Raw genomic sequence first — 22246 nt, forward strand, 5'->3', positions numbered from 1 at the left:
CCGAGGGGTGGGGCACAAACTGGATTCCCGCCTGCGCGGAATGAGGCGCTTCAGTTAGCCCGGGATTCTCAGGATATCGAGCACTTTCAATAATCATAGTCATCACTTCTCCCCAATAAAAAAGGCGGGACAGATGTCCCGCCTTTTGCGTGGTAATCTATTCGCTTACCAGGAGCGGTTGTAACCGCCGCCCGAGCGTCCGCCGCCGGAACGTCCACCGCCGCCACCCATACGGCCACCACCACCGCCGCCTTCGCCTTTCGGGCGAGCTTCGTTAACGGAGATCTGACGTCCGTTCAGCTCGGTACCGTTGAGCGCGGTCATCGCGGCCTGAGCCTCGTTGGCTTTCGGCATCTCGATGAAACCAAAACCGCGGGACTGGTTGGTCTCACGATCGGTCGGGATGTTGACGCGGGAAACCTCGCCGTGCTTTTCGAAAGCGTTGCGAAGATCGGATTCCGTCGCGGAGTGTGACAGGTTGCCTACATAGATATTCATGGAACTCTCCTGAATGTTGTGTTGTCGGTCGCCACGATCAAACGGACGATTTCAACAACACCAAAGTTTGCGCAGGATTGCGCTTTCGTCACCAGATGGACGGTTCGCCAAGGGATCGATCTTACAAAGTGAATTGGGAGAGAATCCATTGAGAAAGGGTCATAATGGGACGCGTGTCTTGTTGCCAGTATATCGGCAGGGTCAAACAATAGCAAGAGATATATTTGCATCCTTTTCGCGAACTCGGGGAACAATTCACTCCGCGATGGCAGAAACCGCCAGCGAGAGCCGGTTTCGCCAGGAGAAAACATGGTGTCGCAAAGAAATCTTTACCGGTCAAGTCCATGTTGTTGGTGGGGTTCGGAGGGGAACGGCGCCGGAAACGCGCCTTCGGACCGAAATCCTCAGGAATAGAAGGCGTAAAGCGCCGATAATACGTATATTAGATACGAGACACAGTCCCCGTGTCGATCATTTCGCAAGCTTTGTCCTGGCAGCCCAATCCTTGTCAAATCGTTGATCCGGCGACCATGGCGCTTTTCGCGCCGACAGCAGTCCTGTTGAAACTGGTTCGATGGGAATGAGATGCTGCCCGAGTCGAGTCAAAAGGAGTAAGCATGAAGATCTTTGTGGGAAATCTGGCACAGCATGTCGATCAGCCGCGAATCCGGGAGAAGTTCGAATCGTTCGGTACGGTTGCCCGCGTAACGCTGGCGATCGGCAAAGCGGATGGCGCCCGCAAGGGGTTTGGGTTTGTCGAGATGCCATCGGTGGAGCAGGGGAATGCGGCGATCAATGCGCTCGATGGCGCGATGTTTGCCGGCAATCCGCTTCAGGTGAGAGAGGCACGCCCCGGAACATACAAAGCCGATCCGTTTCAGGAGAGACTTCCGGATAACGGATAGGGCATAGGGAACGTCGGGCAGCCCACCATCCATGGTGGGAACGACGATTCGATAAAGCATCAATCGGTCATGTATGACCGGCCGCATCTACGCGGAGAAGAAGGAATATTTTGTTAGTTGTAGCATGGATCATTTTTGGGTTGATACCCGGATTTCTGGCGCTGGACCTTGCGCGACCGCCCAAACGCGTGGTGGTCAAAGTTCCGACGCGTCGAACAGCGGGATAACGAGAGTCGCGGACAACTCGGCATAAGAGACACACTCCCACTCTATCGATCTCCGGCGTCCGCCGGAACCTGAATATCTGAACCTCAAACTCGCTGTCCGCCGGAATTAAAACTTGCCTTGTCAGGTTTTACCTCTGATTCTTAAGCGTACGTAGTAAGAGGGTAAACATCATGAAAAGCCAATTCCATGTCGATCTGGAGCAACAGATCGTGTTCTCCGCGTATAGCGGAAGTATCACGGTTGATGATGTGATCGCCAAAACGGAAGCGATGCTGGCGGATCCAAATTACCGTCCGGGAATGGGAGCGGTCTGCGACTATTCCAATGCCACGGTAGAGTGGTCGCTGGCGGAGGTGGATCGGTTTCGGGTGTTCATGTCGAAGATCACCGCCAAAGCGGGGCAGAGCAAGTGGGCGATCATTTTCCCGAAAGGGAAGGACACCACCACCGCGAGGATCTTCGTGGCGCTGCACAGCGCGTTCGTGAACGGTATCGAGATCCAGATATTCCGCGATCAACACTCAGCGCTGAACTGGGTGAAAGAAAAACCCGCCGCGGCGGACGAAGTGCCGAATTCAAAAGCGGGACAATAGCAGATCTCTTCTGCGCTGATCCGCAGAATCAACGTACCCACCTGATCGGTGGGATCAGTCGAATTTATTCTCATACGAATACCAATATCGTTTCAGAATGAAACAGGGCAGGGCGACTCGGTCTGTTAGTTTGATTCTGGGTTCAGGAATGCCAGAATCTCCCGATAATTAAGACAAAGGATATCATGTCACTTAGTATCCACGATGGATACATAATACCAGGGGATAAAGGGAAAGGGAGATAGATGCTCGACCCAGGGGAAATCGACAAAGCGCTGGAGGCACATGCCGCCTGGAAAGTTCGTTTGCATGAGGCGATCGAGAGCGGCAAGTCTGAATCGACCGTTACCATTATAGCCGCCGACAACAAGTGCGCGTTCGGCAAGTGGCTGTATGGGAAATCGATCACCGAGGAAGAAAAGGCAACCGAGGAATACAAACAGATCGTGATCCTGCATGCGCAGTTCCATAAAGTGGCGGCGAAGATAGCATCGCTGGCGCTGGCCGGGATGAAAACGGAAGCGATGCGGATGATGGATCATGGCAAGGAGTATACGCTGGCCTCGGGGCAACTTTCACTCGCGTTGAAGCGGTGGAAAGAGACGATGAAGCCGGTGACTACGCGGTAGCAAAATTCTGACAGTCTGGGTCGCCGGATATCGAGGGGCGAATGAGCGAAAGCTTGTTCGCCCCTGTTTTGTTGGGGGGATGACGAACAATCTGAAAGAGGAATCCGGCTTGGTTCCATTTATTTCACGGTCGCGGTAAGTTTCGCTGTATCAATTGAATATAGACTAATGCGGTCGTCTATGTCACCCCGTTTCCACAGACACGATTGTATAAATAGAGTGATTCGAGAACATTGGAGGTTGCAATGACTAATTCAACTTCGAGTAGTCGAATGAGCAAGGGAACGTCATGGATCAGCATCCTGCTGGTCGCTCTGTTGGCATACGCGTGTGCTCCGGGGTACGCGGTTGGAAGAGGGACCTCGACCTCGGTCGGTGTATCGGCGAGCTATGGTGAATTGAACGAGTGGGGTGGGTGGACTGTTCACGCCCAGTTTGGCGAAGTCTGGTATCCGTATGTGAACTCAGGGTGGGTTCCTTTCACGTATGGCAACTGGGTCTGGACCGATCGTGGCTGGCTCTGGTCATCGTATGAGCCGTACGGATGGTTAGTCTATCATTACGGCAACTGGTACTATGATCCGGCGATCGGCTGGTTCTGGGTGCCGGGCAATTCATGGTCGCCTGCCACGGTGGTCTGGTACGAGTATGACAACTACGTCTGCTGGGCGCCGCGACCACCATCGGGTTACTCATGGTCACGGCCATGGGAAACGAGTGTGACCACGACCTGGACAATGGTGACCAAAGCGAACTTCCTGCAGGAGAATGTTGGCAGGCACAAGATGTCAGTACGTGCGCCGTCGAGATCGGGCGTGAGCTCGTTCAGACGGAGCGCGCCGAGTATCACGGTCATTTCCAAGGCCCGTGGCGGTAACGGCGATATCAAGAAGGTGAGCGTGAAACGTCAGAAAACGACCATTCAGCAGAAGACGTATTACCGGACCGACCTGCCGAGTGTGGAAAAGAACAAAGCATCGCGCTACCAGGCCCAATATAAGAAGGGCCCAAAACAGCAACAGCCGATGCGAGCTTCCGGCGATAAAAGCGGGAAGAGCAAAAAGCAGGATGACAAGGAGAACAAACGTCGAGGCGAGGGCGGCGGGAAGAAGCGTTAGCGAACACATCGGGGGGAGGATCGCATTGACTGCTGGTGGGGGAGACGACCCTGAGCATGAACTCAGGGCAGGCTTCGCTCAGCCCTCGATGGTGGTGCCAGAGTGGAATCATCATCTGGTTGGGGGAGAGAGGGATGAGGTTTGGCGGCACTGAGTGGGTTGCTTTGTCGCTGCGCTCCTCGCAATGACTTGGCAGGGTCATTGCGAGCGAAGCGAAGCAATCAATTCAAATTTCCTTCGACAAGTCTTTCCACGCGGGGTTCAATTTCTCAATCAGCGCAATCTTTTTCGCGCGCGACCCACCTTTTATTCGTTTCTCTTCAGCTATGGCGTACATCAAGTCGCCAAACGCTTCATAGTAGACGAGTATGTTGGCGCCATATTTCCAGGCGAACCCCTTTGTGATACCACGTCGGTGCTGAGAGACACGCTTGACCAGGTCGCTGGTTACAGCGGTGTAGAGCACGGTGTGGCTCCAATTGGTGAGGATATAAACGTAGCCGGGTCTGGGCATCATTAACCTCCAGTGAGTGGGTTGCTTCGTCGCTGTGCTCCTCGCAATGACGAGGTATCCATTCTCTGTGGTGAACATATGAACTGTCACTGACAGGGGCTGTCAGTGAAAATGCAGGGGAGGGGAGTGGGTTGCTTTGTCGCTGCGCTCCTCGCAATGACATAAGGTGAGTGGGTTGCTTTGTCGCTGCGCTCCTCGCAATGACGATTGGGGGGGGGGCAGAGTGGAATCATCATCTGGTTGGGGGAGTGAGGGATGAGGTTTGGCGGCACTGAATGGGTTGCTTCGTCGCTGCGCTCCTCGCAATGACGATTGGGGGGAGGCCGGAGTGGAATCATCAGGTTGTTGAGGGGGAGAGGGATGAGGTTTGGCGGCACTGAATGGGTTGCTTCGTCGCTGCGCTCCTCGCAATGACATAAGGTGAATGGGTTGCTTTGTCGCTGCGCTCCTCGCAATGACATAAGGTGAATGGGTTGCTTCGTCGCTGCGCTCCTCGCAATGACGATTGGGGGGAGGCCGGAGTGGAATCATCAGGTTGTTGAGGGGGAGAGGGATGAGGTTTGGCGGCACTGAATGGGTTGCTTCGTCGCTGCGCTCCTCGCAATGACATAAGGTGAATGGGTTGCTTCGTCGCTGCGCTCCTCGCAATGACTTTGTAATCGCAATGACGTATCCGGGGTTAGCGGAGGGGGGTGAGGAAGTGGAGAGTGGCGGCCAGCGCTTTCGGGGTGCGCAGCAGTGAGCTGGCCATGATAATGCCTGGATAGGTGTAAACGCGCGGGAGGTATTTGCGGGAGCGGAAACGGATATTGGCGATATCGGAACGCGCACGGATCCAGGCGACCTCGCGCTGATCGAGGATGAAGCTGAACGATGCGGGGAAACGTTCGGGGTGGCGCTTCACCACGCGGTTGAGGCGGCCGGTCGGGATGCGGAGGATCGCGGCGATATCGTGGTCGAGCCAGACTTTGCGGTCGCGCATCAGGAAGTACGGGGTGCGTCGGGGTTTGGGTTGCATGGGAGACCTCGGTGGGTTGGGGGGTTGGCGGGGAGAGTGGGTTGCTTCGTCGCTGCGCTCCTCGCAATGACGGTGGGGGGGCCGAAGTGGAATCATCAGGTTGTTGAGGGGGAGAGGGATGAGGTTTGGCGGGAGAGGTTTGGGGTTAGGGGAGCAACATCACCGCTTCTATTAATGGGGTCGGACCAAGGAGTGCTAGCGGTTGTCATACGGGGGGATGTTTGAGGACACAGATTGTGATCTCAAAGGCGGGGGGGCGGGTTGGATGCCCGGCGCGCCGCCGGTCCTATATGTAGGGGGGCGGAGTCAGGATCAGTAGCGAATGTGAGACGGGACCCTCACCCGTCGCTCCGCGACACCCTCTCCCAGGGGGAGAGGGGAAAGAAGATGACCTAAGAAGGTGTCGAAACCTGCGCGTTGCGCACCGGCTCTGCCGGCAGGGGTTTCGACCTACAAGGCTCAGGACCAAAAGACTCTGACTGATGATTCAGATCTCGAGGATTTGGGCAGTGTGGTGTCGGGCCGATTCTGCTATGGCGATAGCGTGTACCGCGGGGTCAAAGGGTGACCATTGGGATGGTGTGTTGGGTGTCCGGGCGTGTTTGGCTGCGATGAGTTCGGTCACGGCGGTGACGTATAAAGGAATAGCCGATTCGATAAACTGCTGGGGGGAGTCGGGAACTGTTCGGGGGAGCGACTTGCCGGTCTCGATGATAAAGAGTGCCTCCAAAGAGGGGAAGGTCACCACTACCTCCTGAACTTCGTCAGTGCGGTCACCACCGACGCCGACAATGTGACAGTTGGATTTCAGCCACCGTTCCATATTCATCATGGTGACCTCAATCACTCTATCATAGAGTGCGGGACGCATGTCGAGGTTGGCAAAGCGATAGGTGCTGACCAGCAGGGCAAATGACCGGCCGAGAATATCCATCGTATCCTGGACCTGTAGGGGATGCCCGGATCGGATGAAGCTATTGACGACCGAGGCGGTCAAATAGATGATGATATCTGACAGCTTTTCTGCTTTTGAGGCGGCCCGGATGCGATTGAACATGATCATATCTCCCTGCGGGTAATCTAATGCCGCCCTGAAGGAAACGCAAGGGGGCGGGTTGGATGCCCGCCGCGCCGCCGGTCTTATATGTAGGGGGGCGGATTCAGGATCAGTAGCGAATGTGATACGAAGTCAGTGTGACCCACCATGAACGGTGGGCCCGCTCGCTTTCTACTGCATTACCAAATAGTAAATTCTCGCAAGGCAACATTGTTGGATGCCGCAACGGAATCAAGAGAACGAATCACCGCAGCGTAGTCTGATTTAGATTCGATTGCGGCGAATCGTGAATCTATTTGTAGCTCAAATTCTTGATTAACGTAGGGTCGGCAAATCCTGAGACTCTGATTGTAGTGCACAATGGCCATGTTGACATAAGTTGCCTGAAGTAATCGCCCAAAAAAGAAGACGATTATCATTATTATCACTATAGTTAGGGACCGAATCATCGCTTTGCCTGAACTCAAATTCTGCGAATCAGGCTTTTCAGCGAATCGTTCAACAAGCTTGCTCTTTGCCCAAGGTCCTAACAATGAAATCAAAATAAAGCCAGATATCGTGCCCATCAACATTGCTTCGACTTCGAGACTAGGGCTTTCTCTGAATCCTTTAGCAACGTCCTCATAGATTGACTGACTTATACTACTTATACCGAAGGTGCCAACTGAAAGTAATAGTCTGCCGACCACGGAAAACAGCGGCTTGAATAGTAGATCCCAGATACCACTCCCAATTGCTCCAACAATAATAGCGCCAAGTATTCCAAAGAGCCATTTGGCGCGACTGGACATAACAATAGCCATGTGACAATACTCCTATACAAGGGCAGATACGTTACTGAAGAACATAAGAGCAACATCGTGCTAACGGGTTCTGTCAGCCCTGATTGAATTGACAATGTCCGTCCTAATCGCAATCGGATCAATGCTAACACTGATGATTGTCTGGCAGAATGGACATACGTATCCGATGGTTTTCCATTCCACTCCGCTAAACGCAGACGAAGTCATTTCGGCCAAATTGACACGATTGAGCACTGCTTTACAGTGAGGGCATTTTCCAGACATGTGGGTCTCCAATTCTGAGAGAATATTGACTTACAAGCCCTCTCGGTGCAGGGGTTTCGACCTACAAGGCTGCATGGTTCCCTAATGTATCCAAGAAGGCTTCAATTGGATCTGGTCTTGAATTTGCAGTACCTATATTTGTTTGATTGCTGAAGTCGGTTTATCCAAATCAATTCGTACCAAATAACTACTGAGCACTTGACCTTGATGACTAAACAATGCCTTCAAAGTCCCGGGCCTTGGCAAAACTACACCGCTCAACCGCACAATCGAACGTGTACCGCCGCGTTCACCAAATTCCAAGTGTAGCGGGCTGGTGAATATTAAGTCATCGTCTAGTCGCAGATCAATGCTGCAATCTACAGCCCGAACGGTATCGTTAGAGCGCTCAATAAGTGTAAGAATTGTCAATTGCGGTAGAAAAAGTGGTGAGCTATCAATAGCGATCCCATCGAATATGTTAATTACGGATATTCGATTGGAATCGCGATCATGAATGACCTGTTCGGCTATCATCATGCTTGTTACGCTAATCATGTCTGATCTCCTTTGGAGAAACTGGCATAGAAATAACACTATAAACAGAAGTTGTTGAAGAATCGGATCCGACTGGTCGAGAAGGTTCTCCGGCAACCTGAATGCGATGGGCGATTATCAATACTGGAGTCATTGACTTCAAAACTAAGGACTTGACCTCGTTCCCCCATAGCAACTCGTTTGTTTCAAGAGCCTCAACTGCGCTGAGCAGTTCCCTCGAATATGGAAGATGACTTATAACAACCAGCAAGACAATGGCTTTGACACGATTCATTTCGTCCCCTGAGTTGTCTTTGATCAGTTGATCAACAGCTTGTAGTAAGTCATTGGGTGCGAATTGAGTTGAAATAGCTTGTACCCAGTCCTTAGCCCTAAGATGTCTAAAAACATAGCCGGGAATATTCGCCACAGCAAGTATGCTGGTCGCATCCTCTATTTGAGAATCCGAAATTGCAATCATTTTTCAATCCTATAGTATTTTACAATGGTGTCAGGATATGGACAATGCGATTCCAAATGCACTACTTCTCCATATCCGCCCCACTTGCTTACCACCGTCGGAAGTCCTAAGTCGTTAGGTCCTTCAATCACAATACCCGAATGGTCGATATCAGACGTACCCCTTGCAATGTAAACCACTATGTCTCCAGGTAAGGCTTCTTTACGAGGAATTTCCTTGTACTGATCGTCTTGGAGGATCCGATGCACGGCCTGAGAGTCAATAATTGTTGTTCTCCTAGCGGCAAACGTCAGCCCATGACAATTATAGATCAAACAAGGGCCAGTTCGAAAGATATTCTGACGATAGTCATCTTGGTACTTGGACTGACGCAAGTGCTGTCCATGAGATGGGCTGTCTAGGCATTGCAGGTTGGGAATTGGATGACCCAACCTTGTCTGAGTTACAATAGTCGAGGTATTGCTGTTAGTGTTTGAAGTGACAATAATGGCGTTCAATTAATTCCTCCCAATGTCATATACGAGCGACAATAATCAAAGATACGACTTCGTCTCATAATCTGCACGCACAATCTTGATAACTACAAGGACCTTCGACCGAGTGACGACTAAGATATTGGATGGTAATGAGTTGCGCGCATCAGTACGAACTTCTTATCCTTGCCTTCTCGGTTTTAACTTCGTATCTTTCTCAGTCCTATAATTGCAAAAAATAGTCACTCACCATAGAAGGGTAAAAGCCCCAGATGGCATCACTCGAACGTCAAAAAGTTGAGACCGTTTATCTCGAAGACGAAATGAAGTCGTCGTACCTCGACTACTCCATGTCCGTCATCACCAATCGCGCCCTCCCCGATATTCGCGACGGCATGAAACCATCGAACCGTCGCATTATGGTCGCCATGAACGACCTGTCGCTCTATCCCGGACGGGCGCATCGTAAATGCGCCAAGATCTGCGGCGATACCTCCGGTAACTATCACCCGCACGGCGAGCAGGTGGTTTACCCGACGCTCGTCCGCATGGCGCAGGATTTCAACATGCGCTATCCGCTGGTGGATGGGCAGGGGAACTTTGGGTCGATCGACGGCGACGACGCGGCAGCGATGCGTTACACGGAAGCACGCCTGACGCCGATCGCGGTCGAAATGCTTTTGGATCTGGATAAAGAGACAGTCGATTTCATGCCGAACTACGACAGCACGCTGCAAGAACCGAAAGTGCTGCCGGGGAAATTCCCGAACCTGATGTGCAATGGAACATCGGGTATCGCGGTCGGTATGGCGACCTCGATCCCGCCGCATAACCTTCGCGAGATAGCGCAGGCGATAGTGCGGGTGATCGACAAGCCGGATACGACGAATGATGATCTGCTGTCGATCGTGCCGGGGCCGGATTTCCCGACGGGTGGAATTATCATCGGTCACGACGGGATCCGGGATGCGTATCGTACCGGGCGCGGGCATATCCAGGTGAGGGCGAAAGCGCAAGTCGAGCATATGAAAAACGGGCGCGAGTCGCTCGTGGTGACGGAATTACCGTACCAGGTGAACAAAGCGAATTTGCTCGAGAAGATCGCGGATCTGGTGCGGGATAAAAAGCTGGAAGGGATATCGGACCTTCGCGACGAATCCGACCGCGACGGCATGCGGATCGTGATCGAATTAAAGCGCGACGCGCAGACCGAAGTAGTGCTGAATCAGTTATTCCAGCATACGACGATGCAGTCAACCTTCTCAGTGATCATGCTCGGGCTGGATAAGGGCGTGCCGAAGATGCTGACGTTGCGTCAGTTGATCGATGCGTTTATCGAGCACCGGAACGAAGTGGTGGTGCGTCGGACACAGTATGACCTTCGGAAAGCCGAAGAGCGGGCGCATATCCTCGAGGGGTACAAGATCGCGCTGGATAATATCGACGCGGTGATCGCGTTGATCCGGAAGTCGAAAGATGTACCAACGGCGCGCGAAGGGTTGATGTCGAAATTCAAGCTGTCCGAGATCCAGGCGAGCGCCATTCTCGAAATGCGCTTGCAGCGGTTGACGGGCCTGGAACGGCAGAAGATCGAAGAAGAGTATCTTGAGTTGATCCGGAAGATCAGCGAATACAAGGCGATATTGGAATCGCCGGCGCTGCAGCGGAAGATCATTCGCGACGAGACCAAGGATCTGGAGAAGCGTTTCGGCGATGAACGTCGGACGGAGATCCAGGATGCGGTGGGAGAGTTCTCCGTTGAGGATCTGATCGCGGAAGAAGATATGGTGATCACGATCTCGCACCAGGGGTATGTGAAGCGGTTGTCGGTGTCGATGTATCGCAAGCAGCAGCGTGGCGGGAAGGGTGTGATCGGGATCGAGACGAAGGAAGATGATTTCGCGGAACATCTGTTTATAGCGTCGACGCACGATTATATCATGTTCTTCAGCCGTCGCGGGAAGTGCTTCTGGGTGAAGGTGCATGAGATCCCGGTGGGCGGGAAGATGGCGAAGGGGAAACCGATCATCAATATGGTCGATATCGGCAAGGATGATGCGGTGGCGGCGTTCGTGCGGGTGCGCGAGTTCGCCGAGGATAAATATGTTGTGCTGGCGACCAAGCAGGGGACGATCAAGAAGACCTCGCTGGATGCATTCTCCAATCCGCGCAAGGCGGGGGTGAATGCGATCGATATTGAAGGTAAGGGGGATGATGCGTTGATCGGCGCGGCGATCACGGACGGGCATTTTGAGATCGTGCTGGCGACGCGCCAGGGAATGGCGATCCGATTCCCCGAAGAGAAAGTTCGCGCGATGGGACGTTCGGCCTACGGGGTGAAGGGGATCGAGCTGGATGAGTCGGATTACTGTATCGGCATGGTGGCGGTGAAGCGGGATTCGACCCTGCTTGTGGTCACCGAGAATGGATATGGGAAGCGGACCTCGATCGAAGATTATCGCATGACGAACCGTGGCGGGAAGGGAGTCATCAATGTGAAGACGACCGACCGGAACGGCGAGGTAGTGGCGATCATGGAAGTGCTGGATGAGGATGAGTTGATATTGATCACCAAGCGCGGGATCGCGATCCGGAGCGCGGTGAAGGATATACACGTGATCGGGCGGAATACGCAGGGGGTGCGGTTGATGTCGCTATCGGAGAACGATCTGGTGACGGATGTCGCGCGGGTGGTGGCGGAGGAATAGCAGGCGAGCCTGCACCGGTCCGCTTCGCGCTTAGCGAAGAGTAGAGATTGAGAATGAAATGACCGCTGGTTCAGAGATGAGCCAGCGGTTTTTTGTTGGGGGAGAAAGGGAGCCGTCGGGTCACACTTCGAATCAAGGCGGATATTGGGGGCGGAAGGGGGGGGGGGGGGGGGGGGTCGGAGGGGGGGCCGCCGGGGGGGACCCACGGGCGGGGGGGGGGGGGGGGGGGGGGGGTTGGGGGGCGGGGCGGGGGGGGCCCCCCAACAAGAGAGTTTGTTCGGGTCTCGACTTCGCTCGACCCGACGGTCCTTTGGACCGTATGTTGATATCACCTGTCTCCTCGAGCGGAGCCCGCCCTGAGTTCATGCTCAGGGACGAGAGGCGAAGTCACCGGGCAGACGGGGACGTCTGCCGCGCAAAGAATGGGTTGCTTCACCGTCCGGAGGGGAGAGGCTGGATGTAAGGGGAGAGCAGTGGCCGGACGGTTCGCAATGACGTACACCCAGCACGGGGGGGGGGGGGGGGGGGGGGGGGGGGGGGGGGGGGGGGGGGAGGGCGCTTGTATTTGGCGCGGCGCGGGCAGGCGCGGGTACGCAGGGACGGAGAATGAGCGACGGTTCATAGGTACGGTTTTACTCCCGAGGTGAGTATAGCGGATAGTGGAGTGATGAGTCAAGGTAGAAGTTCGGTGGATGTGGGTGTGGGCTGCTCAAAACTTGACGGGAGAGGAGAGGGTTGGTACTATGGCGGCATGGCGCTAGACAGAAGAGTTCGACTGGAAGAGCCCGTGTTGACCGGTGAACGGGTGCAATTGCGTATCCCCACGACTCGCGATTCATTGGCTATCGCCGATTATCTCCGGCGCAATCGGGAGTTTCATCGGGCGACCGATCCGGTCCGTCCGGATGAATGCTACACGTCGATGTACTGGAAGCGAGCGGTCCGGGTGATCAAGCGGGAGTTTCAGTTGGATGCATCGGTGCGGCTGATGCTGTATCGGCGGGAGGATCCGAAACGGGTGATCGGCACGGTCAATTTCAATCAGATCGTGCGCGGTGTATTTCAGGCATCGTATCTTGGGTATGCGCTTGATGAGCAGGAAGAGGGGAAAGGGTTGATGTCGGAAGCGCTGCGAATCGGAATCGACTATATGTTTCGTGAGCGCAATCTGCATCGGATCATGGCGAACTATCTTCCGGAGAATACCAGGTCGGCGCGGGTTTTAGAGAAGTTGGGGTTTGTGGTCGAGGGGAGAGCGAAAGAGTATCTTCGGATCAACGGTCGCTGGCAGGATCATATTCTGACGAGTCTGACCAACGTGGACTGGCGCCAGCCGACTATTTAGGATCTTTGTTGACCGTATCTTCGGTCACCCATTTCAACGCGTCAGCTTCACAATCAAACAGCTTCACTTTGATCGTCCCTTCAAACGCATTGTGCAGGGCAATAAACATGCGGGCAGTGGAGGTATCTTTCCCTTTGGGAAAAACGGCGGCCCAACGTGAGGGGCCGGTGATATACTTGATCTTGGAGACGAAGACGCGAAAGCGATCGAGTTCGGCAAGGGTCCAGAGGAGGGTAGCCTGGGAGAAGTCGGCGATGGCATCCATTTCGCGTTGATAGGCGGGGTCATCGAGGACTTTCCGGATCTGGGTCATCACTTCATCGACCGTAATAGCACCCTGGTACTGGATGTTGACGAGTCGGCGTTCGGTGTCTATCTGGTAGTGGTGACTCATGTCCGGGTCCTAATGTTGACTAACTGGGTCAATATTTACGAATTTACGCGGAAGAACAAGAGGAAAATGATAAGGTTTCATTTGGGCTTGAAATTGGCAAAGAAGGAGTGGTGGAGGGGCCAGGGAGGTCCAGCGGAGGGGAAGGGGGGGCATTTAGAAGGGGTTGAGGGGTTTTGAGGGGGAAAAGTGTTCCGGCAGGGGGGTGAGAATAGTGAGGTTGGGGGTGCAAATTGGTGTTGACCGCCATCTTCAATAGGGATATACTGCCGGTAGAAAACGTCCCGAGAAATCTTATCTCAAGCGATTCTCTCTCTCTGGCTTTGCTTCGATAGAATGATCCTTAGACAAGAGCTTTCTTGCGGCGGCGCAATAATGCGCGAACAACCGCTCCGTTAGTTCGGCCGACTGCAGAACAGATCGGCGGAACCCAGAAGCAAGCAGTGGAGAGATGCATGAACATCTATGTAGGCAACCTGTCACACTCAGCGTCCGAAGCCGATCTTCGCGCCGCGTTTGAGGCGTTTGGCGAAGTTTCCCGCGCCAACATCGTCACCGATCGTGACACCGGTCAGCCGCGTGGTTTTGGCTTTGTTGAAATGCCGAACCAGGCAGAGGCCCAGGCCGCGATGAACGGTTTGAATGGCCAGGAGATGATGGGACGCACGTTGACCGTCAATGAGGCTCGTCCGAAGACCGACAGCCGTGGCGGTGGCGGTGGCGGACATCGTGGCGGTGGCGGCGGTGGTGGCCGTGATCGTCGTGGTGGCGGCGGCGGCGGATATAACCGCGGCTGGTAAGCCAAGCGAAATAGAGAGAGCCCACTTCGGTGGGCTCTTTTTTTGGGTGGTGGGGAGGGGGCCTGCAAGGCCGTCAGGTCTCGTGCTCGCGTGATCGGGATGGCGGTTTCGGTGATGAGAAGCAAGGCGAGCCCTAGGACCTGACGGAACGAGGGGGGGAAGCGGTGAAATCCGAGTTTTGCTTCGAGACTCCGCATTTCAACGTATCTTATTGATTTGTAATACCATAGCTGTTCCTGCCTGGCTTATGAATTGCCAACGAGAAGGCTTGAGATTTGGCAGTCGCGGACGGTCTGGAGGGGGGCTAAGCTGTTCCACGGCAAAGAATGGTCAAAAAAAAGGTATTGACGAAACATCGGTTTGCCGACATCTTTAAAGTGATGGAAACCAAACGTCCCTAATTGGCTGTTTCTCAAGTGATTCTCTCGGTAGCGTGTCTCAGAAGCTCAAATCCTTGACAAGAACGGTGATCGGGTGGCGGTATGCGCAATGGTGCGCTTGAATCTGAAGTTCCGCTATGAAGCGGAATGAGATGGAGAATCGAATGAATATCTACGTCGGTAACCTCTCGTACAAGACTGGAGAGGAAGAGCTGCGAGCCGCGTTTGAGCGGTTTGGTGAAGTTTCACGAGTAAACATTTTGACTGATCGGGACACCGGCCAGCCGCGCGGTTTTGGGTTTGTAGAAATGCCCAATGCCCAGCAGGCGCAGGCGGCGATCGACGGTCTGAACGGCACTGATCTGAATGGTCGTGCGCTGACAGTCAATGAGGCGCGTCCTCGCACCGAGAATCGTGCTGGTGGCGGTGGCGGCGGCAGTCGTGGCTTTGGCGGCGGCGGTGGTCGTGGCGGCGGCGGTCGTCGTGGCGGCGGCGGCGGTGGCTACAACCGTTCTTGGTAATCTGACCGATCTGAGCTAGAGAGACACAGAATCGTCGGACTTATGGTCCGGCGATTTTTTTTGTGCGGGGGAGACGGGCAGACGAGGACGTCTGCCGCGCAAAGAACGGGTTGCTTCACTGGCCGGAGTGGTGAGGCGGGATGTAAGGGGAGAGCGGTGGCCGGACGGTTCGCAATGACGCTGAAAGGTCGATTTCCTGCAAAACGAATGGTTCGCAACGGCGCCGCAATGGAGGGAGGGGAAGCAGGAGAGTTGACCGCGTGAGTTCACGTACTAAGTGCAACACTGCAAGTAGGGGTTGTCCTGGGTACAGATATGTGCAACTCAGCCGGGAAGTACGCAGCGGGAGACTATCTTCTTGACAAACGTGGATAGATATTGCATCATTAAAGGTAACTGGGAAAGTCTTCTCGTTCAAAATTCGCGATTCCTGGAGCATCTTACTTCGTTTTTTTGATAACGCTTTTCTTCGAACTGTCTCTAAAAGAAAGGGAGAAGCGTATGTCTCATTTGTGCGTCAATCGAATCATTCGCCTGACTCTGGCCCTGGTTTGTGCAGTGGTCCTCATGCTGTCAGCGAACGGACAGTCATGGGCGGCTGAACGAATCCACCTCAGCCTTGACACAGTCGGGGTATCGCCGGGTCAAACGACGTATATGCGGGTCTGGTTGACCAATCCGCTTGACTCGATAGCCGGGTTCCAGATCTGGCTGCAGGTAGATCGTCCCAATATTGTGACTTTGGGCCTAAATATTGACACCTCCGGTACGGCGCTATCTGGTTGGGAATATGTCGAGACGAGTTCGCTGGGTGGGCAGGGGTACGATCTGCTGTTGACCGGACTTCGCAATGATGTTAGTCCACCCGCGCAGCCGGCTTATCCACCGCATGTGAACCGCAATCTGCTGGTGAAGATCCCGGTGACCATGCCATTCAATCCGGACACGCTGTTCGAGAAATTCGCCAACGTGAGTGTTAGTCTGGGCTTGGCTGAGAGGTTTTCATTCGCCGATCAGAATGGGAACAATCTGGTAGCGACTGTGGCGATCATATCAGATACGGATTGCTACCGATGCGATCAGTGGATGGGTGAGACATGTCTTTCCTGGACCCAGGTGGCCGTTCCACCGTGCGATTCGCTGAGAATAACGGTCGATACAATCGGAATGCTCGACACGACGTTGTTCAGTGTCGACAATAGCCAGGCAGTGCTAAGGAACTGCACGTCGATAATTCTGGCGGGGGATATTGATCTCGACGGCTTGCCATTCTCGGTCGGGGACTACACGGAACTGATACGCTATGTCGCCGGAGATACTAACGAGTTACCGCTGGCGGTCAATGCCGATATCAATGGCGACTGCAGGATCTCCTGGGCGGATGTACTGATCTTCACGAATTACTTCACGTACGGTCAGCCCTATCTTGATACGCTCGTGCTTGCAGAGTGTACTTGTCCGAATCCGGTGCGCGCCTGTTGCGAAGGGACGCGAGGGAATTTAACATCGCAGATGGATCAGCGGGTGGATATCTCAGACCTGTCATTGATGGTGTCTTACATGACCGGGTCGGGGGTTGTGCTCAGGTGCATTGAGGAGTCAAATATCAATGGTGCAGGTTCAATCGACCTTTCGGATCTGAGCATACTGATCAATTATTTGACGCAGGGAGGGGCACTACCTGCCTGTCCGTAGAGAGATGAAGAGTCGCCGGACGAGTGGTCCGGCGATTTTTTTTGTGCGGGGGAGACGGGCAGACGAGGACGTCTGCCGCGCAAGGAATGGGTTGCTTCACCGTCCGGAGGGGAGAGTCGGGATGTAAGGTGTAGGAGGTGGCCGGACGGTTCGCAATGACGATTAAGGACGCTGTGACGTCAACTAAGGAAGCTAAGAGCTATAGCTGCCAGCGGAGGCCGATGGAGGGGAGAATGCCGGCATCGTAGATGTAGCCGGAGGGAGACTTGATGATCGGGTTGTACCGGTTAGTCGCGTTGGTGACCGCGAGGCTCAAGGTAACATCGCCAAGGCTGAAGTTGGCATAGACATTCAGCGCGGCATTCATCGGGAAGGAGAGAGAGTTCTCACGCGAGAGCATGTTGGTGTAGAATTCGTCATTGTAGGTTGATGATTCGGTGTAGTACATCATCTGTCGGGTCTGCGAGTAGTGGTAACCACTGCGAACAAACAGTTCAGTCCCGATCTTCACTTTCTTACTCAAGCCATATTCGATCTGAGTCTGCATCCGATGTTTGGCGTTGGCCTCATAGGGGAAGGAGACGTTATGCTCGGTTTTGGTCGCTTCGGTATAGGCGTAGGAGCCGTAGAGACTAAGACGGTTGGAGAGCAGTTTGGGGAGATCCAGCGAAAGGGAGCCGCCATTAAATACGACTTTCGCGGCAGACCGCATGCGGAGGAAATCGGGGTTCAACTCTCCCGGTGACGCGTAGACATGGTCAAAGTCCGGCGACATTTCGGGGAGGTCATGCTGAGTTTTGTGGAAGAGACTCAGTTTAGCCGGGCCGAGCGTATAGTCAGCGGCGATCAAATCGGTTGAGACTGGGCGCAGGTCGGCGGCGTAGGTTCGGATCAGCACCTGATAGGACTCCAGGACAGTGGTGATGGGGTCCTCGGCAAAGCCGCCATAAAAGAGAGTCAGATTGCTCTGCTCGCCGGTGCGCAGAGTGGCGGAGAAACGGCCGTTGAGAGCATCGGAGGCAAGATGCTTGAATGTCTGGTGACGAATGCCGCCCGTGATAGAAAGCGGGCCGAGTGACCGTCGAACGGAAGCAAACGTGGCGATGGACTGCTGATCGATCGTGATGTCATCATTGCCATGCAGGCTGTTCAGCGCAACCTGGTAGATGTATGGATTGTCGCTGGTATTAAACGGCGGGAGGAGATTCCAGTTGTTCTGGGTCAGCGTCATATACCGATTGGGGGCGACCTCAATTTGACCACCGGTTCGGACCTGCCAGTTGCCAAGATCGGTCTCGGCGGTGAGGTTGCCGAGGTAGGTGGTCAGTTCCTCTTCGAGATCGACATGAACCGAGGTCTTCTTGCTTTTTTCATCGGGGTCAGCCTCGTAACTGCGTCGACCATCGCGGACCGCGAGGGTGGTGGTGACCAGGGTGTTGCCGTAGATGCCGTTCAGGCGGAGGCCGATGTAGTTTTCACGAGCGCGCTGGTAGGTCTGCACCGCAGACTCGAGATCCGAGTTGTTGGCGGTGTTGAATGCGAGGTAGTCGCGGACATGGTACTGATCCAGGCCGAGCTGCCAGTGAGAAGAGAGCTTCAAGCCGGTGGAAAGAAACAGATCGGAGAAACTGGTTGGCGGGATGGTCGCCTGTTGCTCGCTGAGGTCAAAGCTATTGACGATATGGTCGAGGATCGACTTGCGCGCGGCGCCGATCAGATATTTTGACTGGTCACTCTTGCGGACTGTGCCGGTCAATTCCATAGTCGAGAAGTTGATCTCGGTGGTTGAACGGTTTTCAAACGCGGAGATGGTCTTGAAGTCGATCACCGAAGGGAGACCAAAGGAAGCATCGGTTCCCTGCGGCCGAAAGTCGATTTGCTCTACGATCGTGGCCGGGACGACCGAGAACATGCCGAAGTGATTCGGGTCTGAGCCGATGGAGATACCGTTGAGGTGGAAGATCGGGCTGGTGCCGTTGATCCTGATCTGGGTCGAGTGAGATGAACCGATCCGGGCGATCTGCGGATATTGCAGGGCGGCGGTCGGGTTGGTGACGACCAGCGATCGGGAAGAGAGCGCGGTGATCTGGCGCGAAGGGATCGCCAATTTCATCAGCGATGGTTCCGGGGCGGGCCGGACGGTGATCGCGGAAAGCTCCACCGCTTTTGGTTCACACGCTATTTTGAGCGCCCTTCCGCAATCGGCGGTGGTCAGCGATTGGCGATATTCCTGGAAGCCGATGGACGAGACGCGAATTTCGAGGTTGTTGCAGGAGATGGTCAACGGGATACGGAAACGGCCGTAGGCATCGGTGGCACCGCCGCCGACGGGGCGGCCATCGGCGAACAGAATGATAGAGGCGCCGACGATCGGTCGGTCGGTATCATCGATAACCATTCCCTGGAGATGAGAGGATATGACTTCCACGAGGGTACTGGCGGCAAGAGAGCCTGCCAGAACACTACATATCAATCCTATGATGACCAAGCCACGAAACTTCAAAATGTACTACTCCTCCCTATGGCTCGTACAAATGGCATGCCGCAAATGCAGGCATGGAAGACTGGCTACATCCTATTATAGTCCAGTCGATTGAGTCATGCAAGAAATTTGCACAGGGGGTGCATCGTTCTGCTGCTATGCAACTAGACGACCGGACTGAAGCTTCGTGCAGATATTTTCTGTCCGGGATTGCGGCGGGAGAGAGAGCGGTATATCTTGCGCGGTCTGTTTTCCTGAGGATGGTCGATCGATGTTTTACCTGGGCGAATTAGCGGCACTTACCACAGCTCTCTGCTGGTCGTTTACGGCTGTCTTTTTCACTGAGGCAGGCAAGCTGATCGGGTCATTCCAGGTCAACAAGATACGGCTCGTTTTTGCGATTCTGATCTACTCGACAATCCTGACAGTGAGCACCGGTTCACCATGGCCAACCGAGGTCAACAGCCAGCAGTTCTTCTGGTTGGGGCTTTCCGGACTGGTTGGGCTGGTCTTTGGGGATGGGTGCGGGTTTAAGTCGCTGGTGATGATCGGGCCACGGCTGGCGACATTGATCATGGCATCGACCCCTATCATGACGACACTGATCGCCTGGTTTTTCCTCGGCGAGAAACTGCGCATGATGGAATTGGCAGGGATTGCGGTGACGATCACCGGGATCGTCTGGGTGGTGTCGGAGCGGAGTTTTAACAACAATCAACTTGAGAAAAATCACCCGGATGCCGGGACGATGACGGTCGGCATTCTCTTAGCATTGGGAGCGGCGTTGGGGCAGGCGGCCGGGCTGGTTCTTTCGAAGCAGGGGATGCTGTATGCCGGGGATGCGGTTTCACCACTGGAAGCATCGTACACCCGGATGCTGGCGGCGGCGCCGATCATCTGGCTGCTGTCGCTGTTTCGGGGGAAACTCGCGGAGACGAAAGAAGCGATCAAAAACAAGCGGGCGATGTCATTCGCGTTCCTCGGGGCGACTTTCGGACCATTCTTTGGGGTTTGGATGTCGCTGGTGGCGGTGTCCAAGATAGAGGCGGGAATCGCCGCAACCATCAGCTCAACCACACCGGTGCTGATCATTCCGGTCGTGCTTTTTTACTATAAAGAAAAAGTGTCGATACGGGCAATTATGGGGGCGATAGTCGCCGTGATCGGCGTGGCGATGTTGTTTCTGTCATGAAGTTACTGGATTACGATAAGCTGGCTCAGTTTGTGGAGCGGGATTATCCCGGGGAATCGGCGCGTGCGGCGCGGATGGTCGGGAGTAGGCGTCAGTATGAGTCGGCGTATGTTGATATAGTTCGGTTTTTTGGGGAGGGTTCGGTTTCGCCGGAATCTGTCGCGATAGAATATGCTCCAGATCGTTTTCAGATAAGCGACCCGAGAATTGCGGAGTATGCGCGCGAGATAGCAGAGGCTCTGCGTCAAGCTGGGCGGCTGTATAATGGTCCGCCGGCAATGCGGATGGAGCGAATTGAGGATGGTTCGCGCCTGGCACGCGTGCGCGTGCAGGCGATGGATTATGCCGAGCAGGCGGGGAGTTCGTTTGCGCTGGATCTGGAACATGGGCTGTTTGCAAATTATGGTGGGACACTGCGGGAGTATTGTGGGCGGGAGTATCGCGCGAAGGGGCGAAAGGAGAATCCGCTGGCGGTGGGGCTGGGGGTCTGCGCGATGCTGCTGGTTGAGGGAGCTGCATCCCACTATGTGTTGATCGGAAGGCGGGGGAAACATCTGGCATCGCTGGAAGGATCGATAGGACCATCGGTGGCGGGGTCGGTTGATTTTAGGCACGGATATCGGAATCTCGGGGAGATCTTTCGAGAATCGTTGGCGCAGGAAGTTGAAGAAGAGTTAGGCTTGCGCCAAAATGAATATTCGATCTGGCCATTGGCGCTGGCAACAGAGGTGATGCGCGGGGAGCGTCCGCAACTATTTGGACTGGTCACGACTAATCTGCCGCGCGAGGAAGTGTTGTCAAGGATTGCGGGATTATCAGGGAGACCAGAGCTCGAGGATGTTCGGTTGGTGAAGTTTGAAGATGTCACCGGGCTGAATCATGAGGGGTGGATGAGTTACTGGTTGGCGGAGGAGTGGGTGGGGGAGGTAGGAGGAGAATCGGGAAATAGTCGCTGACAGCTCAATCAGTCAGGCGATTTCTGATTGAAATAGAGAAACAGGTCATTCTCATCGCCCTCATACTTGATATCTGTACGTGAGGTAAGTTTTCCGCCAATGAAATTCAGTACTTTTTCGCGTTCGGTGATGTCCTTCGTTATGCTCAGGTTCTCCTGATCTGATGAGAGTGTCAGTTTCCCAAATCGCATCTTCACGCTGTGAATCTGGCTATACTCAATTGAGCGAGTTTTTGCTTCGATAGCTGTGATCTCCCGATCTGTAAGGATGAGTCGATATCGCCAATGGAGAATCGGCAATGATATACCCATTAATAGCAAAGTCACCCCGCCTACTCCGACTAACAGAGAGTTTGCCGCAAGCCCCAAGAAGATCCAATACACACCGGAAGCAGCCAACAATGGTCCGCCGATTAATGAAAACACCCGCCAGCCAGTCGGTCGTTTCGCAATAATCATATGTGTCTCACGTGTAATCGTTTCGTCTTGATATGTTTCATTATCTGTTCCCTTTTGCAAATAAACACTCCGTGGCGCGAGGAAGTCAAGCTGTCTATCCGCTTGTTGGATGGAACGGTTTGTGCTGGAGAGAATGGGGGAAGGGGTTGCTTCGAAGTCGCTGTGGGGGGATGTGCGTTGTTTCGAGAGAAGTGGCCGCGGCTTCTCGCAATGACGATGGG

The 22246-nt window shown here is 54.3% G+C and carries 21 protein-coding genes; 11 read left to right on the plus strand and 10 right to left on the minus strand.

The window, feature by feature from the left end:
- Positions 1–165: 165 nt before the first annotated feature.
- Positions 166–498 carry an RNA-binding protein gene (locus IPH75_10325; GenBank protein ID MBK7142464.1) on the minus strand — a complete coding sequence of 111 codons (333 nt, stop codon included), beginning with the start codon at positions 496–498 and terminating at the stop codon, positions 166–168.
- A 617-nt stretch (positions 499–1115) separates the two neighbouring features.
- Here IPH75_10325 and IPH75_10330 point away from each other — a divergent pair.
- The 4 genes from IPH75_10330 to IPH75_10345 all read left to right on the plus strand — a co-directional run bounded on the left by IPH75_10330 (position 1116) and on the right by IPH75_10345 (position 3971).
- A complete protein-coding gene (locus IPH75_10330; protein ID MBK7142465.1) occupies positions 1116–1403 on the plus strand; it encodes an RNA-binding protein in 288 nt (95 codons plus the stop codon).
- Between the two features lie 398 nt (positions 1404–1801).
- On the plus strand, positions 1802–2224 hold the full coding sequence (locus IPH75_10335) for a hypothetical protein (GenBank protein ID MBK7142466.1): 423 nt from the start codon (positions 1802–1804) through the stop codon (positions 2222–2224).
- A gap of 245 nt (positions 2225–2469) precedes the next feature.
- Entirely contained in the window at positions 2470–2853 is a 384-nt protein-coding gene (locus tag IPH75_10340; GenBank protein MBK7142467.1) for a CZB domain-containing protein, read from the plus strand.
- A 245-nt stretch (positions 2854–3098) separates the two neighbouring features.
- The gene (locus tag IPH75_10345; GenBank protein MBK7142468.1) at positions 3099–3971 is read left to right on the plus strand and encodes a hypothetical protein; all 873 of its coding nucleotides are present in this window, start codon (positions 3099–3101) and stop codon (positions 3969–3971) included.
- A 226-nt stretch (positions 3972–4197) separates the two neighbouring features.
- On the opposite strand, the gene IPH75_10350 is transcribed toward IPH75_10345, so the two are convergent.
- From IPH75_10350 to IPH75_10375, 6 genes are all read right to left on the minus strand, one after another.
- The gene (locus tag IPH75_10350; protein ID MBK7142469.1) at positions 4198–4485 is read right to left on the minus strand and encodes a GIY-YIG nuclease family protein; all 288 of its coding nucleotides are present in this window, start codon (positions 4483–4485) and stop codon (positions 4198–4200) included.
- Between the two features lie 679 nt (positions 4486–5164).
- On the minus strand, positions 5165–5503 hold the full coding sequence (locus IPH75_10355; GenBank protein MBK7142470.1) for an ORF6N domain-containing protein: 339 nt from the start codon (positions 5501–5503) through the stop codon (positions 5165–5167).
- A 487-nt stretch (positions 5504–5990) separates the two neighbouring features.
- A complete protein-coding gene (locus tag IPH75_10360) occupies positions 5991–6560 on the minus strand; it encodes a hypothetical protein (GenBank protein MBK7142471.1) in 570 nt (189 codons plus the stop codon).
- Between the two features lie 179 nt (positions 6561–6739).
- The gene (locus tag IPH75_10365) at positions 6740–7363 is read right to left on the minus strand and encodes a hypothetical protein (protein ID MBK7142472.1); all 624 of its coding nucleotides are present in this window, start codon (positions 7361–7363) and stop codon (positions 6740–6742) included.
- 396 nt (positions 7364–7759) lie between these two features.
- Positions 7760–8164 (minus strand): hypothetical protein, encoded by a 405-nt coding sequence (locus tag IPH75_10370; GenBank protein ID MBK7142473.1) that lies wholly within the window; start codon positions 8162–8164, stop codon positions 7760–7762.
- On the minus strand, positions 8157–8624 hold the full coding sequence (locus IPH75_10375; protein ID MBK7142474.1) for a hypothetical protein: 468 nt from the start codon (positions 8622–8624) through the stop codon (positions 8157–8159). The genes IPH75_10370 and IPH75_10375 overlap by 8 nt, the downstream gene beginning before the upstream one ends.
- 745 nt (positions 8625–9369) lie before the next feature.
- Here IPH75_10375 and gyrA point away from each other — a divergent pair.
- Positions 9370–11805: a DNA gyrase subunit A gene (gyrA, locus tag IPH75_10380; GenBank protein ID MBK7142475.1), complete on the plus strand. Its 2436-nt coding sequence runs from the start codon at positions 9370–9372 to the stop codon at positions 11803–11805.
- Positions 11806–12472: 667 nt separating this feature from the next.
- Complete coding sequence (locus IPH75_10385; protein ID MBK7142476.1) at positions 12473–13150, plus strand: GNAT family N-acetyltransferase; 678 nt, start codon at positions 12473–12475, stop codon at positions 13148–13150.
- Here the strand turns inward: IPH75_10385 and IPH75_10390 are convergent.
- On the minus strand, positions 13143–13544 hold the full coding sequence (locus IPH75_10390; protein ID MBK7142477.1) for a hypothetical protein: 402 nt from the start codon (positions 13542–13544) through the stop codon (positions 13143–13145). The two genes, IPH75_10385 and IPH75_10390, sit on opposite strands and share 8 nt — an antisense overlap.
- A gap of 452 nt (positions 13545–13996) precedes the next feature.
- Here IPH75_10390 and IPH75_10395 point away from each other — a divergent pair, with 452 nt between their 5' ends.
- The 3 genes from IPH75_10395 to IPH75_10405 all read left to right on the plus strand — a co-directional run bounded on the left by IPH75_10395 (position 13997) and on the right by IPH75_10405 (position 16937).
- The gene (locus IPH75_10395; GenBank protein ID MBK7142478.1) at positions 13997–14341 is read left to right on the plus strand and encodes an RNA-binding protein; all 345 of its coding nucleotides are present in this window, start codon (positions 13997–13999) and stop codon (positions 14339–14341) included.
- A gap of 544 nt (positions 14342–14885) precedes the next feature.
- A complete protein-coding gene (locus tag IPH75_10400) occupies positions 14886–15242 on the plus strand; it encodes an RNA-binding protein (protein ID MBK7142479.1) in 357 nt (118 codons plus the stop codon).
- A 501-nt stretch (positions 15243–15743) separates the two neighbouring features.
- On the plus strand, positions 15744–16937 hold the full coding sequence (locus tag IPH75_10405) for a hypothetical protein (GenBank protein ID MBK7142480.1): 1194 nt from the start codon (positions 15744–15746) through the stop codon (positions 16935–16937).
- Between the two features lie 199 nt (positions 16938–17136).
- Here IPH75_10405 and IPH75_10410 read toward each other — a convergent pair whose 3' ends face one another.
- Positions 17137–19365: a TonB-dependent receptor gene (locus IPH75_10410; GenBank protein ID MBK7142481.1), complete on the minus strand. Its 2229-nt coding sequence runs from the start codon at positions 19363–19365 to the stop codon at positions 17137–17139.
- Positions 19366–19690: 325 nt separating this feature from the next.
- Here IPH75_10410 and IPH75_10415 point away from each other — a divergent pair, with 325 nt between their 5' ends.
- Positions 19691–20611 (plus strand): DMT family transporter, encoded by a 921-nt coding sequence (locus IPH75_10415; GenBank protein ID MBK7142482.1) that lies wholly within the window; start codon positions 19691–19693, stop codon positions 20609–20611.
- The gene (locus IPH75_10420) at positions 20608–21567 is read left to right on the plus strand and encodes a hypothetical protein (GenBank protein MBK7142483.1); all 960 of its coding nucleotides are present in this window, start codon (positions 20608–20610) and stop codon (positions 21565–21567) included. The genes IPH75_10415 and IPH75_10420 overlap by 4 nt, the downstream gene beginning before the upstream one ends.
- 8 nt (positions 21568–21575) lie before the next feature.
- Here the strand turns inward: IPH75_10420 and IPH75_10425 are convergent, their stop codons facing one another.
- Positions 21576–22085: a hypothetical protein gene (locus IPH75_10425; GenBank protein MBK7142484.1), complete on the minus strand. Its 510-nt coding sequence runs from the start codon at positions 22083–22085 to the stop codon at positions 21576–21578.
- Positions 22086–22246: the final 161 nt, after the last annotated feature.

This window comes from bacterium (assembly GCA_016708025.1).
GTDB lineage: Bacteria > Zixibacteria > MSB-5A5 > GN15 > FEB-12 > FEB-12.

Excerpts from the sequence above, each read along its gene's own strand:
- gyrA (MBK7142475.1), top strand. The coding sequence starts at position 9,370 with ATGGCATCACTCGAACGTCAAAAAGTTGAGACCGTTTATCTCGAAGAC.
- IPH75_10330 (MBK7142465.1), top strand. The coding sequence starts at position 1,116 with ATGAAGATCTTTGTGGGAAATCTGGCACAGCATGTCGATCAGCCGCGA.
- IPH75_10375 (MBK7142474.1), bottom strand. The coding sequence starts at position 8,624 with ATGATTGCAATTTCGGATTCTCAAATAGAGGATGCGACCAGCATACTT.
- IPH75_10385 (MBK7142476.1), top strand. The coding sequence starts at position 12,473 with ATGAGTCAAGGTAGAAGTTCGGTGGATGTGGGTGTGGGCTGCTCAAAA.
- IPH75_10335 (MBK7142466.1), top strand. The coding sequence starts at position 1,802 with ATGAAAAGCCAATTCCATGTCGATCTGGAGCAACAGATCGTGTTCTCC.
- IPH75_10390 (MBK7142477.1), bottom strand. The coding sequence starts at position 13,544 with ATGAGTCACCACTACCAGATAGACACCGAACGCCGACTCGTCAACATC.
- IPH75_10365 (MBK7142472.1), bottom strand. The coding sequence starts at position 7,363 with ATGGCTATTGTTATGTCCAGTCGCGCCAAATGGCTCTTTGGAATACTT.
- IPH75_10355 (MBK7142470.1), bottom strand. The coding sequence starts at position 5,503 with ATGCAACCCAAACCCCGACGCACCCCGTACTTCCTGATGCGCGACCGC.
- IPH75_10420 (MBK7142483.1), top strand. The coding sequence starts at position 20,608 with ATGAAGTTACTGGATTACGATAAGCTGGCTCAGTTTGTGGAGCGGGAT.
- IPH75_10345 (MBK7142468.1), top strand. The coding sequence starts at position 3,099 with ATGACTAATTCAACTTCGAGTAGTCGAATGAGCAAGGGAACGTCATGG.
- IPH75_10360 (MBK7142471.1), bottom strand. The coding sequence starts at position 6,560 with ATGTTCAATCGCATCCGGGCCGCCTCAAAAGCAGAAAAGCTGTCAGAT.
- IPH75_10370 (MBK7142473.1), bottom strand. The coding sequence starts at position 8,164 with ATGATTAGCGTAACAAGCATGATGATAGCCGAACAGGTCATTCATGAT.
- IPH75_10405 (MBK7142480.1), top strand. The coding sequence starts at position 15,744 with ATGTCTCATTTGTGCGTCAATCGAATCATTCGCCTGACTCTGGCCCTG.
- IPH75_10325 (MBK7142464.1), bottom strand. The coding sequence starts at position 498 with ATGAATATCTATGTAGGCAACCTGTCACACTCCGCGACGGAATCCGAT.
- IPH75_10350 (MBK7142469.1), bottom strand. The coding sequence starts at position 4,485 with ATGCCCAGACCCGGCTACGTTTATATCCTCACCAATTGGAGCCACACC.
- IPH75_10340 (MBK7142467.1), top strand. The coding sequence starts at position 2,470 with ATGCTCGACCCAGGGGAAATCGACAAAGCGCTGGAGGCACATGCCGCC.
- IPH75_10415 (MBK7142482.1), top strand. The coding sequence starts at position 19,691 with ATGTTTTACCTGGGCGAATTAGCGGCACTTACCACAGCTCTCTGCTGG.
- IPH75_10400 (MBK7142479.1), top strand. The coding sequence starts at position 14,886 with ATGAATATCTACGTCGGTAACCTCTCGTACAAGACTGGAGAGGAAGAG.
- IPH75_10395 (MBK7142478.1), top strand. The coding sequence starts at position 13,997 with ATGAACATCTATGTAGGCAACCTGTCACACTCAGCGTCCGAAGCCGAT.